This is a genomic window from Devosia psychrophila (genome assembly GCF_000971275.1).
In the GTDB taxonomy this organism is placed as follows: domain Bacteria; phylum Pseudomonadota; class Alphaproteobacteria; order Rhizobiales; family Devosiaceae; genus Devosia; species Devosia psychrophila.
In genome coordinates this window covers 36,439-52,091 of sequence record NZ_LAPV01000153.1, presented here as the reverse complement: position 1 = coordinate 52,091, position 15,653 = coordinate 36,439, and the positions used below count along the sequence as shown (strand labels likewise).

Genomic DNA, 15,653 nt, shown 5'->3' with positions numbered 1-15,653 from the left:
CAATTCGACGCACTTAGCGCGCGCTATGCATACGAATGCAAAACTTATCCCCATTCTTGCGAGTGAAAGGACTGTCCCATGACCCAGTGGACCCAAGCCGAAATGGAAAAGCGCCTCGTGCGCTATGCCGACCTCAAGGGCCTGCGCAACGCGTTTATCGACGCGCGCACGCCCGGCTCCGACCGTAAAGAAAACTTCACCATCATCGGACCGGGCGTGTCCGAGAACAAGGCACAGGTGGTGCATATCCCCGAGGCGCACGGCTTCAACTTCGGCGCCGCCCGCCAGCCGTTCGGCTGCACCAATAGCCAGCATTCCCACCTGACTGCCGAAACCTTCCTCGTCCACACCGGCAAGTGGCGCTTCGTCTTCGGCGCCAACAAGGACGAAGGCTATCTAGACGTCGAGCCAGGTGACGTGGCGACCGTCCCGACCCACATGTTCCGCGGCTTCGAAAAGCGCGACGAGGGCACCGGCTTCCTCGCCGTGGTGCTCGGCCATGACGATCCGGGCAAGGTTGTCTGGGCCCCGTCGGTGTTCAAGATGGCCGAGGATTTCGGCCTCAAGCTGCTTAAGGGCGGCAAGCTGGTCGATACCACGATCGGCGAAACCGTGCCGGAAGGCGCCGAACTCGAGCAGCCCCCAACTGCCGAAAAAATGGCAGAGCTGGCTACCCCGTCAATGGATGAGCTGTCCAAATACTACATTCCGCACGCCAAGATGGCCGGCAATCCAAGCTCGCCGCTGGCTGGCGAGGGCGTCGAAGAAGCCGCGCTGATCGGCGATGTCGATGCGCAGGATGGCTTCAAGGCCGGTCCGATCATCGGCCACTGGACGCATGATTTCGCGCTGCGTCGCCTGAAGCTCGAAACCGGCGCCGTGGTTGCCCAGCATTCGCGCTCCGAGCGGGAAGTGATCTTCGTGCAGTCCGGTACGCTGGAATTCAACTGGTCCGAGGGCACTTTGATCCTGGGCGCTGGCGACACTTTGACCGTTCCGATCGGCCTCGTGCATGGCTTCCGCAACCCGGCCTCGGCCGACGCGATCGCCTTCATCATCCGTGGTGCGGCTGCCCCTGCTGCGCCGCAATTCGCCACCGCTCAAGCCGCCGAGTAAGATACAATGACCCACAAGATCCTCACCACCCATGTCGGCTCGCTGCCGCGCTCCAAGCAGGTGGCGGACCTTGTGTTCGCCAAGGAGGCCGGCGTCCCGATCGAGGAAGCAGGCTTCAACGAAATCATCACTGCCGCGGTGCATGACATCGTGGCGCGCCAAAAGGCGGCCGGCGTCGACCTGCCGTCCGATGGCGAAATGAGCAAAATCTCATACGCCACCTACATCAAGGACCGGCTGACCGGTTTTGACGGCGACAGTTCGCGCCAGCCCCCAGCCGACCTCGAACTGTTCCCCAGCTTCCTGAAGCGCCAGGCCAATACCGGCGGCACGCCGACCTATCGTCGCCCCAAATGCGTCGGCGAAATCACCGTCAAAAGCCTCGAGCCGCTGCGCGAGGATGTCGAAGCCTTCCAGTCGGCGCTCAGCGCCCACGGCTATGCCAAGGGCTTCATGAATTCGGCGACGCCCGGCGTCATCGCGCTGTTCCAGCCCAATGAATTCTACGCCACCCAGGACGACTATCTCGAAGCCGTGGCCGAGGGCATGCGCGTCGAATATGAGGGCATCGTCGAGGCCGGTTTCATCCTGCAGCTCGATGCGCCCGACCTCGGGCTGGGCCGCCACATGATGTACAAGGACCTCGATGACGACGGGTTCGTCGTCGCCGCTGGCCGCCACATCGAGGTGATGAATCATGCCTTGCGCAACATCGACGGTAGCAAAGTGCGCATGCATGTCTGCTGGGGCAATTACGAAGGCCCGCATGTCTGCGACATCGCACTCAAGAAAATCCTGCCCGGCCTGCTCAAGGCCAAGCCCCGCGCACTGCTGTTCGAAGGCGCCAATCCGCGCCACGCCCATGAATGGGTCGACTGGAAAAACGTCGACCTGCCAGATGATTACGTGCTGATACCCGGCGTCATCGACTCGACCTCCAACTTCGTCGAGCACCCCGAACTGATCGCCCAGCGGCTGAAGAATTTCGTCGATATCGTCGGCGCGGAGCGCGTCATCGCCGGCACGGATTGCGGGTTTTCGACGTTCGCCGGGTTTGGCGCTGTGGACAGTGAAATCGTCTGGGCCAAGCTCGGAGCGCTCAGCGAAGGCGCCGAAATTGCCAGCAAGGCAGCCTGAGGAAACAGCTATGCCCAACATCAATCCCGACGTCCTTGCCGCCCTGCGTGGTGCCGATACGCCGACGGTCTGCAACGCCCTTGAACATGTCATGGGCGGCCGTACCGCCGAGGGTTTCACCAAGACGCCGGTGGTCTGCGCCGACCCAAGCCTGCCGCCGGTGGTGGGCTTTGCCCGCACCGCCAAGATCCGCGCCTCGTCCCCCGCGCAGAAGCCCGCCGCCGAGGTCCGGGCGCTGCGCATGCAGTATTACGAGTATGTGGCGGACGGTGACGGCCCCAATGTCGTGGTCATCGAGGACACGGATTTCCCTCACGCCATCGGCGGTTTCTGGGGCGAAATGCAGGTGGCCCAGCACAAGGGCCTCGGCATCGCCGGCACCGTCACCAACGGCGTGCTGCGCGACCTCGGCATGCTCGACGAGGGCTATCAGGTCATCGCCGGATCGGTCGGACCAAGCCACGCCTTCGTGCATGTCACCGAGCTCGATTGTCCGGTGAATGTGTTTGGCATGGTGGTACGCCCCGGCGACCTGATCCACGCCGACCGCCACGGCGCCGTGGTCATTCCCGCCGAGCATATCGAGCGCATGGCCTGGGCCATCGACGTCGTGATGCGCAAGGAAGTGCCGATTTTGACTGCGGCCCGAGCACCGGGATTTACGGTCGAGAAGCTCAAGGTGGCGTGGCTTGAAGCTGACAAGATCAGCTGAGCCATTCTGCTTTCCTCTCCCGCTTGCGGGGGAGGGGGACCGCCATCAGGCGGTGGAGGGGGGTGCCAAGCGCGCGATGGTGCCAATGACCGCGGCAGGCCGCGTTTCGACCTCATCAGCGGAGAACCGGATCACCTCAATTCCCTCCTTTTTCAGCCAGTTGGTTCGCCGCTCATCGCGTTCCGCCTGTTCGGCATGAACAGGTCCATCGACCTCGATACAGAGCCGCAACGCGGCGCAGTAGAAGTCGAGAATATATGGACCAACGGGGTGCTGACGTCGAAAATGCCAACCCAGGCTATTGCGTCGAAGCAGAAACCATAGCGTCCGCTCTGGTTGAGTCATGCTGCTGCGCAGGTTTTTCGCGCGTTCGCGAATGAAGTCTGGTGACCGCACGATAGCTCCCTGTGTGGGGCTCCCCCCTCCACCACGCTACGCGCGGTCCCCCTCCCCCGTAAACGGGAGAGGAGTCCACGAGCCGATAATTTTTATGCCTGCATCCGGTCGAGGCGAAGCTGCGCGGCCCGACGGTGGCCTTCGAGGCCTTCGCTGGCGGATTGGCGCGCGGCGGGCGGGGCGACCTGCTTGACGCCTTCTTCGCTAAGCCACTGGTGGGTGGCGATTTTCACGTAGGCGCCGACCCAGAGGCCGCCGGTGTAGGCGCCTGCGCCCATGGTTGGCAGCGTGTGATTGGTGCCCGAGCATTTGTCGGAATAGACCACGCTGGCGAGTTCACCGATGAACAGCGAGCCGTAGTTGCGCAGCTTGAGGGCGAAGGCCTTGGCGTCGGCAGTGTGGACCTGCAGGTGCTCGGCGGCGATCAGATCGGAGTAGGCGATCATCGCCTCTTCACTGTCGCAGACGGTGATTTCGCCGTAATTTATCCAGGCCTCACGGGCCGTTGCGGCCGTGGACAGGGTTGCCAGCTGGGCCTCGATTTCGACGAGGGTAGCTTCGGCCAAGGCGCGGTCGGTGGTGATCAGGCCGACGCGGGTGCGGATGTCGTGCTCGGCCTGGGCCAGCATGTCTGTGGCGATCATTTCGGCATCGCCGGTTGAGTCGGCGACGGTAAAAATTTCCGATGGGCCGGCGAGCTGGTCGATGCCCACCGGGCCGAACACCTGGCGCTTGGCCTCGTTGACGAAGGCGTTGCCGGGGCCGACGATCTTGTTGACGGCCGGTACGCTCTCCGTGCCGTAGGCCATAGCGGCGATGGCCTGGGCCCCGCCGATCTTGAAGATGCGGTCGGCGCCAGCCAGTACGCAGCCGGCGATCATCGCCTTGTGGGCATTGGGTGGCAGGCAGGCGATGACCTCGTCGACACCCGCAACCTTGGCCGGAACGATGGTCATTATTGGTGCGCTGAGAAGGGGATAGCGGCCGCCGGGGACGTAGCAGCCGACGCGCTGGATCGGGATGACGCGGTGGCCCAGATGCACGCCGGGCAGGGTCTCGACTTCGAGCGGCAGGATGGTGGCGAGCTGTGCCTCGGCGAATTTGCGCACGTTGGCGATAGCAAATTCAGTGTCCTTGCGGGTCTGCGGATCAAGCTCCGCCAACGCTTCCGCGCGCTCCTCGGCGGTGACTTCGAACACCGAAATGTCGGACTTGTCGAACCTGGCGGAATACTCGCGAACGGCGGCGTCGCCGTTCTTGCGGACGTTGGCGATGATCTCGGCGACCAGCGTTTCGACCGGTGCATTGTCGCCGAGCGAAGAGCGCTCGGGGGCTTTGACGTAGGTGACGCCGGGGAAGGGCGAGGTGGTGTTCTGGGTCATTCGCAGGTCTCCGAAGGCGCCAATTGGTTAGCAGACTGTTAGCGTTGAGCGTCACGCGAGGTAGCATCGAGCGTCACGTCAGGGTGTCGTTTTGATCTTGCATACGTATTCAAAATTTGCCAGAGTTTTTTGGCAAATTCGGTCTTGGCCATTGGTCGGGGTCGGCCTCGATGGTCGAGGCGGCATGGGTAGTGATGAACAAGGTTATCCCCGCCAGATCTGACATGCAGGGTGCCGTAACGGTGCCCCTTCCGCTTCTGTTGTTGCCTGGTACGGCGTGCGATGAACGGCTCTACGCGCCGATGCTGGCGCGGCTCGGCGTGGCGGTGGCCATTGTGGTCGAAATGACGGGCGCGGACACGACCGCCGGGCTTGCAGCAAAAATCCTCGACGAAGCGCCGGAGCGGTTTTCGCTGCTCGGTTTTTCGCTGGGCGGGATTGTCGCGCTGGAAATGCTGGCGCAGGCGCCCGAGCGTATTGCGCGACTGGCGCTGATCGACACCACGTCCCGGCCCGATCCGACCGACAATGCCGAGGGCCGTCGTGCCGCTGTCGCGAAGGCTCGAACCAGCGTCGATAGCTTTATCGCCGATAGCTGGAGCGATCTCGTCGCCCCGACCAATGCCGGTGACGCCGACCTGCGCGATCTCATTACGGCGATGGCGCGCGATACCGGGGCGGACAGTCTGGCCAGCCAAGCCGAAATCGCCATCAACCGCGCCGACGGCAGGCCGCGCCTTGCTGGCATCAATGTCCCGACGCTGATCCTGGCTGGCGAGGCTGAACAGGTCTGCTCACTCGAAGCACATTGCGAGATCGCCGAGGCCGTTCCCGGCGCGCGATTTTTTACCATTCCGAACGCGGGTCATTTTGCCCCGCTTGAAAATCCGGCCGCAGTGGCGCGTCATGTGCGTGACTGGCTGGACTGGACCGATATCAATCAAGCCATTCCGGCAGACGACCAAGGAGCGATCATGAGCGACACCGAGACCAATCCCAAGAGCAAGGGCGCACCATTTCTCCGCAACGAGGAAAACGTGCTGCAGGTCGAGCGCCGCGATTATCCTGATCTGGCCCCGACCGGTCGTCCGCGCAGCCAGTCGATGGATGGCTTTGACGACATCTACACCGATATCGTCGACTACATCATTCGCTGCACTCACAAGATCTGGGACGAGCGCGACATCGGGCTGATCTACACCCATTACACGCATAACTGCGTGCTCTACGGCACCACCGGCAATATCTACAATCGCGAAGACGTGGTGCGCGACACCATCCAGCGCCTGGTCAGCTTTCCCGAACGTCGTGGCATGGGCACCCAGGTGATCTGGAACGGTAATGACAAGGACGGCTTCTACACCAGCCATCTGGTGACCGGTTCGGGCCGCCACACCCAGTATGGCCATCTTGGCCAGCCGACCGGGCGGCCCTTCGTATCGCGGACCATTGCCGACTGCATGATCCACCGCAACATGATCTATCGCGAATGGGTGGTGGCCGATCAGATGGCCATCATCAAGCAGCTCGGGCTCGATCCCAACCATTTCGCGGCCCGCACCGCCAAGACCAAGTTCGACGCCGGCCTGATCTCGCTCGACATCGGCGAAAACCGCCGCTTCCTAGGCCAGACCCGCCCAGCCGAAAAGCCCGACCTCAGCCATGCGCACAACGATATCGAAGTGCAGACCATCGAGATGCTGCATGAGGTGTTCGTCAAGCGCATGTTCGGAAAAATCGCCGAGGTCTATGCCCCGACCGCGCAATATCATGGTCCGCTGATGAAGGAGCTGTATGGCGTCGCCGCCATCGTGCACCAGCATCTCGGTCTGATCGGCTCACTGCCGGATGCGAGCTATGAAATCCAGCACGTGGCGTCCAACCCCAGCGAAGAGGGCGGCACCAAGGTCGCCGTGCGCTGGGTCATGGAAGGCCATCACCTCGGCTATGGCATCCTCGGTGAACTCGGCGACCCGACGGGCAAGCGCGTCCAGGTCATGGGCATGAGCCATTACCACTGGAAAGACGGCAAGATCGTCGACGAGTGGAATGTGTATGACGAACTGAGCCTGCTGGTGCAGGTGAAACTCGGGCAGTTGGCTGAGGCGGCCTAAGTCACATCAGGGCTAAACCTCCCCCCTTGATCCTTCATCACTCAAATCGCTCCTCAGGAGCGATTTGGCCCCTTGGGCACATTCGAAGCCAATCCTGTCCCGTCGGTTCAGCTTCTGGAAGAACGGCTGCAGCAATCCCTCAATTTCCGCGATTTGGCTCGGCATGGGGTCTGCCCGTCTCGACAAGTCTATCGCGACCAACGTAGGCGCGCTTGGTTGCCACCCAAGCCAAATGTGGGAGTGTGATCGGAGACTAATTGCAGCCCAATTAACCTGTGTGATTGCCGGCATTTGCCTCTCCTCCCAAATGGATGGAAATTTGGGAAAAGCATCCATGGCAAATCTTTATCGGGTGATCGACTTGCGCCCCGACACGCAGGTCGCGGAAGGCGTTGTCGACGGCGTCAGCTCGCCTGAGGCGGCCGCGAGAAAGGCCTTAGACCTCGACCTGGTCCGGAGCGGGTCGAGGAAAGATTTGATCGCGCAAGTTTATTGGAAGATCGGGCTGGAGGCCACGAACATGGTTCGGCTCTACGCCCGAGCCGGCGGCACGCGCGGCCGCTGAGTCTTATTGCATAGTGGCCGGCGGAATGGTCATGCCTAACGGGCTGACGCAGTAGCCACCACGGGTCAGTGGCTCCGCAAGGCCAAGATTGGTGAGCTGTTCGCCCAGTTCGCGGGGCAAGTCACACGGACCGTGCTGGCACAGGTTGTGCAGCGCATTGCGTTGGGAATTGGTCAGCGAAAACCAGCTCAGGTTCATTTTATTACTCCTCACCTCACCGGCATGAACGTTAACGCCACGCTGCGGTTCCGTGCGTTTTATGCTTGCTTCCAGCAGGTTACGCTCAAGCTCCATTAATTGCCTTGCATGATCTCTGGTCATGGCGTCATCTTGCCCTCATAATCACGACTGAACTAATCGAGTAAGCGCGACATCGGGGAGTGGGCGATGGGCATCTGGCTGAACGGTTACAAAGCGCGGCGGGCCTCATGACGGGACGCTCTTCGGTGACCATTATCGGCGGTGGCGCCAGTGGCGTGTTGCTCGCAGCGCATCTGTTACGTGATCCCAAGGCCGACATCGCGGTGACGCTGATCGAGAAGCGCGGCCAATTCGGGCAGGGCGTCGCCTACTCGGCTAGCCAGCGCGACCATCGCGTCAATGTGCCGGCCCGCGGCATGAGCGCCTTTTCCGATGATCCCGAGCATTTTTCCCGTTGGTTGCAGACGCGTGGCTATGCGGCGGGTGGGAATTCCTGGGTTTTCGTGCCGCGTCGGCTCTATGGCGCCTATCTGGAAGACGTCTTGCGGCAGGCCGGTCAGTCGAGGCTTGGCCGCCTCGTCGTATTGTCCGAGGAGGTCGTCGCGGTGCGCGAAGGCAAGAGCGGTATCGAGACCGTTCTGGATAATGGCACCAGCCTTGTTAGCCATCACGTGGCGCTGGCGGTGGGGCACGAAACCCAGCCATCGCGCGGCCGCGGCATTGCCGTGCGCCTTGGCTCAGAGCGCGACACGCCTCTGCCACAAGATGCCGAGGTGATGATCCTCGGCTCCGGCCTCAGCATGGTCGATGCCTGGGTGTCGCTGTCTGAAGCCGATCATCGCGGCCCCATTACCGTGGTGTCGCGCAATGGTTTGCTGCCCAAGGGCCACAAGGACGTACCGCCGATCAATATTGACGCGGCTGACGTGCCCTTCGGCACCAACCTGCCGTATTTCATGGCCTGGTTCCGCGCCTTGGTGCGAGAAACCGAGAACGATGCTGGCGATTGGCGCAGCGTTGTCGACGGCCTGCGCCCCTTCAACCAGCGCATCTGGCAAAGCTGGTCCAAACACAGCAGGCGCCAGTTCCTGCGCCACCTGCGTCCGTGGTGGAACATTCACCGTCATCGCCTGCCGCCCGATCTGTACGATCGCATGGTCAGCGCAATCCAGCGCGGGCAGGTGAGCCTGGTGGCGGGCGAATTCGTCGGTGTCGAGCGCCACGGAGACGGGGCCCGGGCCCAGGTCCGCCGTCGCGGCACCACGACGCGCGAAACCATCGACATCGCCCGGGTCTATGACTGCGGCGGCGTCAGCGTCGATGTGCAGTCCAGCTCCAACCCGGTAATTCGCGAACTTGTGGCCAATGGCCGGGCGCGGCCGGACGAATTGCACATTGGCCTCGACGTGGACGAATACTGCGCGGTGATCGACGCGGGCGGCAAGGCCACCGATCGCCTGCTGGTCATCGGTCCATTGACACGCGGGCGCTTTTTCGAGATCGAGGCCATTCCCGACATTCGAGTGCAGGCGGCCAATCTCGCGGCGCGCATCCTGGCCAAAAGCTGAGCGGGCAGGGGCTATCTCCCTGCCCACGCAAAATAATGTTCTATTTTTGTTCTAGTTTGTGCTATGCACTGCGCATCGGCGCTTGGCGCTGACAGTGCGAAGGATCTGCCATGACGACCGCCTATTTGGTGCAGGGTTTTAAACAAAAGGGCGCCAAGCTCATCGCCGACGTGGTCAAGCCCTGCAAGACCGAGGAAGCAGCGATCGCTACGGCCGAGCGGCTCGGGCCGATGCGCGCCGGTGTGGTGGCGTTCAGCCAGGAAGTCGATATCGAAACCGATACCTATGACCGGCCTATCGTACTGCTGGAAATCGGTAAGCTGCCACCCGGGCTGTTCGAATAATGCGCCAGGGCAAGAAGCCGAAAGCGGTCTCTTTGGACGCCCCCGACGAGTTCGAGCTGGCGCGCGGCATCTTCCTGCCCGCCGGCCGCTACGATGGATGGGAACGCTCTTCGGCATCCAGCACCATGCTGTCCAATCGCAAGCCGGCGCCGCGCTATGACCTTGAATTCAGCGGCGAACAATTGCGGGCTTTGGGGGCGTTTGCCGCCCGTGATGAGGACGACACCATCTTCGATGTGACGTCGCAGGTCGCCGAAGGAATGCTGGTATTGATTTAGGCGCCTTTAACCAATATTTGCCGCTGCCTTGATACTGTCGGCAATATAGACTATATGAGTTGCATACGTTTGAGCTCAGATGGCTATCTGATCGCCGGTATGCCGGTTTTCGCTACCCCCTGTTTTTGAGAGCGTGTTAGGCCCGTCCCACATGTCGTGGTGCGGCAATGCTGCTTTCTGGCCATGTCATGTGGTCGGGGCACGATAAGTTAGGCTAAAGCCATGATCACCGGCACCGTAAAGTTTTTCAATTCGACCAAAGGCTTCGGCTTCATCTCGCCTGAAGATGGCAGCAAGGACGCTTTCGTCCATGTTTCCGCTGTAGAGCGTTCGGGCCTGTCGGGCCTGTATGAGGGCGACAAGGTCACCTATGAAATGGAAACCGGCCGTGATGGCAAGGCTTCCGCGACCAACCTGACTCTCGTCAAGTAATCACTGCCGGGCCCGCCTCGGCGGGCCCAATATCTGTCCGGCCGAGGCGTTTCTATCTTGAAACGCGTCAAAACCAAAAAGTCTGGCCGGACCCAGAAAATAGGTCCGCGCCAAATGCCGGACTAATAGAGAAAATATGATACATCTAGACTTCCACGCTCGCGCCGAGCTTTTTCTTGGCAGCGACTGGCATACTGCGTCTGCCCAGGGAGCTAAAAGCTTCCGCACCGCCGCCCAGGCAATACGCTTCGCCTTCGAAGAAGCTGCCCCCGTCAGCCTCCACGGCGCCCGGCTTATTGTCGGCGACATGGCTTTCTCGGGAAACGATCTCAAGGAGCTTTATCGAAGCTCCGACTATCCGCTGTCGCGCAAGCATGAGGTCCAAAAAGACCGCTCGCGCCGGCAGATCACCGCATCCAAAGGAGATTCCAATGGTCATCGATTACGCAGCACGAGCCGAACTCTTCGTCGCCAAGCGCTACGCCAAGAGCGCTTCGGCCCAGTACAAGCGCTTCAACTCAGCCTCTGAGGCCATTCGCTACTGCATCGAAGAACTGCCCGAAAAGGCCCTGATGGGCTCGTTCCTCGAAGTCAACGAACGCCGCTTCGAAGGCAAGGCCATCCAGGCCCTCTACGAAGCTGAGGCGTATCCGCTGCCGCGAATTGCTGCTTAGTCGGACTACGGTCGAAGACTCGCGTCTTTCACGAAGTGATTGACGCTGTTTCGTCGCCCTTTAGGGCAGTGTTCGTCTACGGGCCTGTGGGGCTACCATCACCCCAGCGCCAATCCCTCCACATTCAGGGGAGGGAGGCGCCAGCCCTAATGCCCATGCTCATCGTCTCCCTCCCCATGTGGGGAGGGATCAAGGGTGGGGGTAGTTTGGCCCCAATTTCGGCCCAAGGGTGTGAGTATGGCGCAGCCCCGGCAGCTCTAGCTCCGCCAATGCGGCTGTGGTTCCGCCAGCGTTTGCAGCTCCGCCACCTCCACCCCCTCGATGCGCCGCAGCAATAGCCGCGTCAGCTCACCCCCGGCGGCGAACACATCCTCGCGGATGCTGTCCAGCGCCGGGAACAGCGTCGGCAAAATGCCCGAGGTCTGCTTGTAGACCAGGTGCAGGTCGCGGCCGAAGACCACGCCGCCCTCCTGCAGCCCGCCGACCAGCGCAATGGTCCGCATTTCGCTATCCGAGATCATGCCATCCGGCCGGTCCTTGCCTGACGCGAGATCCAGCCCCAGCTTGCGCATTTCGGCCGGCGTCAGCCCCTTGGTGCCTTGCAGCACCGTGCCACTCAGCCCCGCCGTCGCCGCTGCTTCTTCAAAGGCCGTGACGATATTGTGGTAATTGGTCGTGCTGTCATCGCCGATCACCAGCATAACCTGCTTGCAGCCCTTGCCGGCCAGCCGCTGCACCGCCATCGCCGCGAAGGCTTCCGAGTGGAAGTCATGATAGGGATGCGGCGCCTCGAACGCCGTGCGCCCATGGCTGACAAAGGGGAAGTCCGCATCCACCATCATCTGCACCCGCGCATCACGCGGCCCGGTATGGGTGATGATGACGCCATCGGCGGTGCGATTGTCGAGAATGTAGCGGATCGTCTCGGCGCTCTGGTTGCGCTCAAATTCGGGGATTACCGTCAGGTGGTAGCGGGTATCCTTGATGGCGCCACCGATGCCCTGGATCATCTGGCGCGCGAAATCGATCGAGTCTTCGGCGCCGTCCAGCACCAGCGCAATCACATTGGTTTTGCCGGTACGAAGGCGCACACCGGCCCGGTCCGGCACATAGCCCAAGGCTTTTGCCGCCTCGGCAACCTTGTCGCGGGTTTCCTGCTTCAGCGTGGTGCCGCCGCGCAGCGATAGCGAAACGGTCGAGAGGCTCAAGCCCGTCACTTCGGCAATAGTACGCAGCGTCACGCGCCGGTTGCTCGCTGGTGTCGTCGTTTGGCTCATGCTGCTGCCGGGTCTCCGAGGCTTGCTTTTACACTGGCCGGACTCGAAACCAAATCCCTCAATTCCAGCGGCAATCCGAGCCGCACATAGACGAAAATGTCGCCCGCTTCCCCTAGGTGCGTTTAGAATTTGCAACGTTGCAAAGCATGTGATTATTTCCCTGCGCGCTTTGAATCGGCGGTCGTAGCGCGGCCTGAACACAGCTTCGCCGGTGCCGGAGTATCAGCATGACCTATTCCAATCCCATGTCGAGCAAGCTCGGCCTGCTCGACGACGATCTCAAGATGGAAGGCAAGCTGATCCGGCTCTGCGCCGATCTCGAAAAGAAGATCCTGACGCCTGTCGAGGGCGTCGCGTGGCAATGGCACGTGCAGCGCGACGACGTCACCGCCGATCAGGCGCTCGCTTCCGACTGGCGTAACTGGGAGCAGTTTGGTGCCCATTCCGTTTGGGCCAAAAAGCAGGGCCACACGTGGTTTGCAGCCGAAGTCACGGTGCCCGAAGCCGCAGCGGGCAAGACCTTTGTGCTGAAATTCACCAGCCAGTGGCAGGATCGTCCCGGCTCGACCGATCCGCAGTGCCTCGCCTATATCGATGGCAAGATCGCCCAGGCGCTCGACGGCAATCACACCGAGCTGGTGATCGAGCGCAACGCCACCCCGGGCAGCAAGCACACCCTGCTGGTCAATGCATTTACGTTTTTCGAGCGGCCGCTGGTCGGCTTCACCGTGGATTTTTATACCCGTAGCGAACGGGCCGAAAAACTCTATTGGGACCTGCAGACGCCGCTCGATGTCGCCGTCCGTCTCTATCAGAACGATCCACGCCGGCAGGCTATTCTCAACATCATCGACCGCGCTCTGCGCGCCCTCGATCGCCGCGCCGGCTATACGCCCGAGTTCGAAGCCTCGCTCGGCGCGGCTGAAGCCATTGCCGCTGAAATCTATGGCCTGGTCGATACAGAGAGCCAGCCGCAGATCACTGCCGTCGGTTCGACCCATCTCGACGTCGGCTGGCTCTGGCGCGTCATGCACACCCGCGACAAGACCGGGCGGTCGTTCGCTACCGTGCTGAACCTGATGGAAGAATATCCCGAATTCATCTTCATGTATAACCAGTCGGTGCTGTTCGACTTCCTCAAGCAGGATTATCCCGAGCTGTGGGATCGCCTGCTGGCCCGGGTAAAATCCGGCCAGTTCGAGATCGAAGGCGCCATGTGGGTCGAGCCTGACGTCAATATCGTCTCGGGCGAAAGCCTGGTGCGCCAGATCATGCGCGGCCGTCGTTTCCACCTCGAAAACTTCGGCGTCGACCCCAAGACGGTCTGGCTGCCGGATACCTTCGGCTATTCTGCCAACCTGCCGCAGGTGATGGATAAGTCTGGGCTGAAATATTTCGTCACATCCAAACTGAGTTGGAACGATACCGACCGGCATCCCTATGACACGTTTTTCTGGAAGGGCATCGACGGCACGGTCACCAAGGCGCAGCTCATTACCGCCCAGAATTATGACAGCGAGCTGGTCTACACGACCTATAACGGCGACCTGTCGGTGAGTGAAACCATGGGCGCCTGGAAGCGATACGAGCCCAAGGCCGTCAATAACGAACTCGTGATGTCCTATGGCTATGGCGACGGCGGCGGCGGCCCGACCCGCGCCATGATCGAGCGCGGCATCCGCCTCGAACGCGGCATCCCCGGCGCTCCAAGGGTAAAGCTCGAAGGCATCGTTCCCTTCCTCGACCGCCTCGGCCAGCGCATGGATGCGCCCGCTTCGAAATTCCCCACCTGGAATGGCGAACTCTACCTGCAGTACCATCGCGGCACGCTGACCTCGGTGGCCAAGAATAAGGCCAATAACCGCAAGGCCGAGCGGATGCTGCGCGAGCTGGAATTCCTCGGCGCCATGGCGCTGGTTCAGACTGGCGCCGCCTATCCCAGCGACACCTTGGCCGAGTTCTGGGAGCTGGTGCTGATCAACCAGTTCCACGACATCCTGCCCGGCACCTCCATCCCCGAAGTCTATGTCGATAGCGATAACGAGTACGGCCAGATCTTCTCGACGCTCGGTTCCGAGAACGGTCCGTGGCATTCCGCCGCCCAGGCTTTTTCCAAGCCGGGCGCCGATCAGCTGCGTCTGTTCAATTTCACCGGCCAAACCCGTTCAGGATTGGTTATTTTCCGTTCAGGATCCGTTTTGGAGGGCGCCTCACTAGCCTCGGATGGGGCGGTACAGCCGTTCCAACAGGTGGTTTCAGCCGATGGTTCGAGCGCCTTTGCTGCACCCGTATCCGATATTGCGCCTCTTGGCTGGACCGGGGGACAAGTGGTGGCGGGCGGCGCCAACAACAGCTCCTCGACGCTCTCGGTCTCCGAAACCCATCTCGAAAACGAACTGCTCAAGATTGCTTTCGACGCGGCCGGCGAGATCACCTCGATCTTCGACAAGACGCGCAATCGCGAAACGCTGGAGCCGGGCAAAACCGCAAACCGCCTGATCGCCTATGAAGACAAGCCGATGGAATGGGACGCCTGGGATATCGACCGCTATTTCGAGGAGCAGTTCTGGCCGCTGGCTGACGGTAAGGCCCTGATCTCGGTGGTGGAAACCGGTCCACATCGCGCCGCCATCCGCGTCGAGCGGACCTATCAGAAGTCCACTATCGTGCAGGTCATCTCGCTGGCCGCCGGAGCGCGGCAGGTGGAGTTCGACACCTTCATCGACTGGCAGGAACGCCAGACGGTGCTCAAGGCGCAATTCCCGTTTGACCTCAATACGTCCGACATCCGCTCGGAAATCCAGTTTGGCCACGTCAAGCGCTCGACCCATCGCAATACCAGCTGGGACAAGGCACGCTTCGAAGCCTCGATGCATCGCTGGGTCGATCTGAGTGAGGCCGATTTCGGCGTCGCGCTGCTCAACGACTGCAAGTATGCCTATGATTGCCTTGAACAATCCGTCCGCTTGACCCTGGTGCGCGGCTCGACCTTCCCCGATCCGCAGGCTGATATCGGCGAGCATCGCCTGCGCTACGCATTGTTGGTGCACGATGGGGTGGCCGATCTGGCCGACGTGCAGCGTGCTGCCGAACGCTTCAACAATCCGGTGGCGGTGGTCGGCTCGCTCAAGCACGCCGCAAGCCCGACCAGCGAGTTCGCCAGCTTCAGCTTTGCGAGCGTCGACCAGTCCAACGTCACGCTCGAAACCGTCAAAAAGGCGGAAAAGTCTGACGCAGTGGTGCTGCGCATCTTCGAACACGCCAATATCCGCGCCGATGCGACAATCACCTTCGGTATTCCGGTGAAGTCGGCTCGTATCGTCAACCTGATGGAGGATGGCGACACCTCGCCACTGGAGCTCAAGGACAACGGCGTCACGCTGGCGCTGCGGCCCTTCGAAATCGCCACTCTGCTGATCGAGGTCTGAGCCCCATCAGACAAGTCCCATGGACCGCG

General features: G+C 61.5%; 16 protein-coding genes. 11 read left to right on the top strand and 5 right to left on the bottom strand.

The genetic code is table 11. The annotated features are described in order from the left end of the window. Window positions 1–78: 78 nt before the first annotated feature. The 3 genes from WH91_RS17340 to WH91_RS17330 are packed head-to-tail and all read left to right on the top strand — an operon-like array spanning window position 79 to window position 2,965. Window positions 79–1,116, top strand: coding sequence for a cupin domain-containing protein (locus tag WH91_RS17340; protein WP_046172265.1), 1,038 nt, complete (start codon window positions 79–81; stop codon window positions 1,114–1,116). Window positions 1,117–1,122: 6 nt separating this feature from the next. Then, window positions 1,123–2,253, top strand: a complete 1,131-nt coding sequence (locus WH91_RS17335) for a cobalamin-independent methionine synthase II family protein (protein WP_046172264.1) — start codon at window positions 1,123–1,125, stop codon at window positions 2,251–2,253. Window positions 2,254–2,263: 10 nt separating this feature from the next. Beyond that, window positions 2,264–2,965, top strand: a complete 702-nt coding sequence (locus WH91_RS17330; RefSeq protein ID WP_199533538.1) for an RraA family protein — start codon at window positions 2,264–2,266, stop codon at window positions 2,963–2,965. A gap of 45 nt (window positions 2,966–3,010) precedes the next feature. Here the strand turns inward: WH91_RS17330 and WH91_RS17325 are convergent, their stop codons facing one another. Both WH91_RS17325 and hisD read right to left on the bottom strand, forming a co-directional pair. Further along, complete coding sequence (locus WH91_RS17325; RefSeq protein WP_199533537.1) at window positions 3,011–3,361, bottom strand: endonuclease domain-containing protein; 351 nt, start codon at window positions 3,359–3,361, stop codon at window positions 3,011–3,013. Between the two features lie 92 nt (window positions 3,362–3,453). Next, on the bottom strand, window positions 3,454–4,743 hold the full coding sequence (hisD, locus tag WH91_RS17320; protein ID WP_046172262.1) for a histidinol dehydrogenase: 1,290 nt from the start codon (window positions 4,741–4,743) through the stop codon (window positions 3,454–3,456). A gap of 194 nt (window positions 4,744–4,937) precedes the next feature. Here hisD and WH91_RS25550 point away from each other — a divergent pair, with 194 nt between their 5' ends. Next, window positions 4,938–6,857 (top strand): alpha/beta fold hydrolase, encoded by a 1,920-nt coding sequence (locus tag WH91_RS25550; RefSeq protein WP_244542381.1) that lies wholly within the window; start codon window positions 4,938–4,940, stop codon window positions 6,855–6,857. 334 nt (window positions 6,858–7,191) lie between these two features. Continuing rightward, the gene (locus tag WH91_RS17300; RefSeq protein ID WP_046172260.1) at window positions 7,192–7,422 is read left to right on the top strand and encodes a hypothetical protein; all 231 of its coding nucleotides are present in this window, start codon (window positions 7,192–7,194) and stop codon (window positions 7,420–7,422) included. A gap of 3 nt (window positions 7,423–7,425) precedes the next feature. Here the strand turns inward: WH91_RS17300 and WH91_RS24370 are convergent, their stop codons facing one another. Next, window positions 7,426–7,743 (bottom strand): hypothetical protein, encoded by a 318-nt coding sequence (locus tag WH91_RS24370; RefSeq protein WP_143078135.1) that lies wholly within the window; start codon window positions 7,741–7,743, stop codon window positions 7,426–7,428. A gap of 107 nt (window positions 7,744–7,850) precedes the next feature. Between WH91_RS24370 and WH91_RS17290 the strand changes: the two genes are divergently transcribed. The 4 genes from WH91_RS17290 (at window position 7,851) to WH91_RS17275 (ending at window position 10,245) form a co-directional block, all read left to right on the top strand. After that, a complete protein-coding gene (locus tag WH91_RS17290) occupies window positions 7,851–9,191 on the top strand; it encodes an FAD/NAD(P)-binding protein (protein WP_046172258.1) in 1,341 nt (446 codons plus the stop codon). A gap of 110 nt (window positions 9,192–9,301) precedes the next feature. Beyond that, window positions 9,302–9,535 (top strand): hypothetical protein, encoded by a 234-nt coding sequence (locus WH91_RS17285; protein ID WP_046172257.1) that lies wholly within the window; start codon window positions 9,302–9,304, stop codon window positions 9,533–9,535. Further along, entirely contained in the window at window positions 9,535–9,813 is a 279-nt protein-coding gene (locus WH91_RS17280; RefSeq protein ID WP_046172256.1) for a hypothetical protein, read from the top strand. The genes WH91_RS17285 and WH91_RS17280 overlap by 1 nt, the downstream gene beginning before the upstream one ends. Window positions 9,814–10,035: 222 nt before the next feature. Next, on the top strand, window positions 10,036–10,245 hold the full coding sequence (locus WH91_RS17275; RefSeq protein ID WP_046172255.1) for a cold-shock protein: 210 nt from the start codon (window positions 10,036–10,038) through the stop codon (window positions 10,243–10,245). Window positions 10,246–10,390: 145 nt separating this feature from the next. Here the strand turns inward: WH91_RS17275 and WH91_RS17270 are convergent, their stop codons facing one another. Beyond that, window positions 10,391–10,684: a hypothetical protein gene (locus tag WH91_RS17270; protein ID WP_046172254.1), complete on the bottom strand. Its 294-nt coding sequence runs from the start codon at window positions 10,682–10,684 to the stop codon at window positions 10,391–10,393. On the opposite strand from WH91_RS17270, the gene WH91_RS17265 reads away from it, so the two are divergent. Continuing rightward, window positions 10,677–10,919: a hypothetical protein gene (locus WH91_RS17265; protein ID WP_046172253.1), complete on the top strand. Its 243-nt coding sequence runs from the start codon at window positions 10,677–10,679 to the stop codon at window positions 10,917–10,919. The genes WH91_RS17270 and WH91_RS17265 overlap by 8 nt on opposite strands. A 257-nt stretch (window positions 10,920–11,176) precedes the next feature. Here WH91_RS17265 and WH91_RS17260 read toward each other — a convergent pair whose 3' ends face one another. Continuing rightward, complete coding sequence (locus tag WH91_RS17260; protein WP_046172252.1) at window positions 11,177–12,196, bottom strand: LacI family transcriptional regulator; 1,020 nt, start codon at window positions 12,194–12,196, stop codon at window positions 11,177–11,179. Window positions 12,197–12,423: 227 nt separating this feature from the next. Between WH91_RS17260 and WH91_RS17255 the strand changes: the two genes are divergently transcribed. Continuing rightward, complete coding sequence (locus tag WH91_RS17255) at window positions 12,424–15,624, top strand: alpha-mannosidase (RefSeq protein ID WP_052952919.1); 3,201 nt, start codon at window positions 12,424–12,426, stop codon at window positions 15,622–15,624. Window positions 15,625–15,653 lie beyond the last annotated feature (29 nt).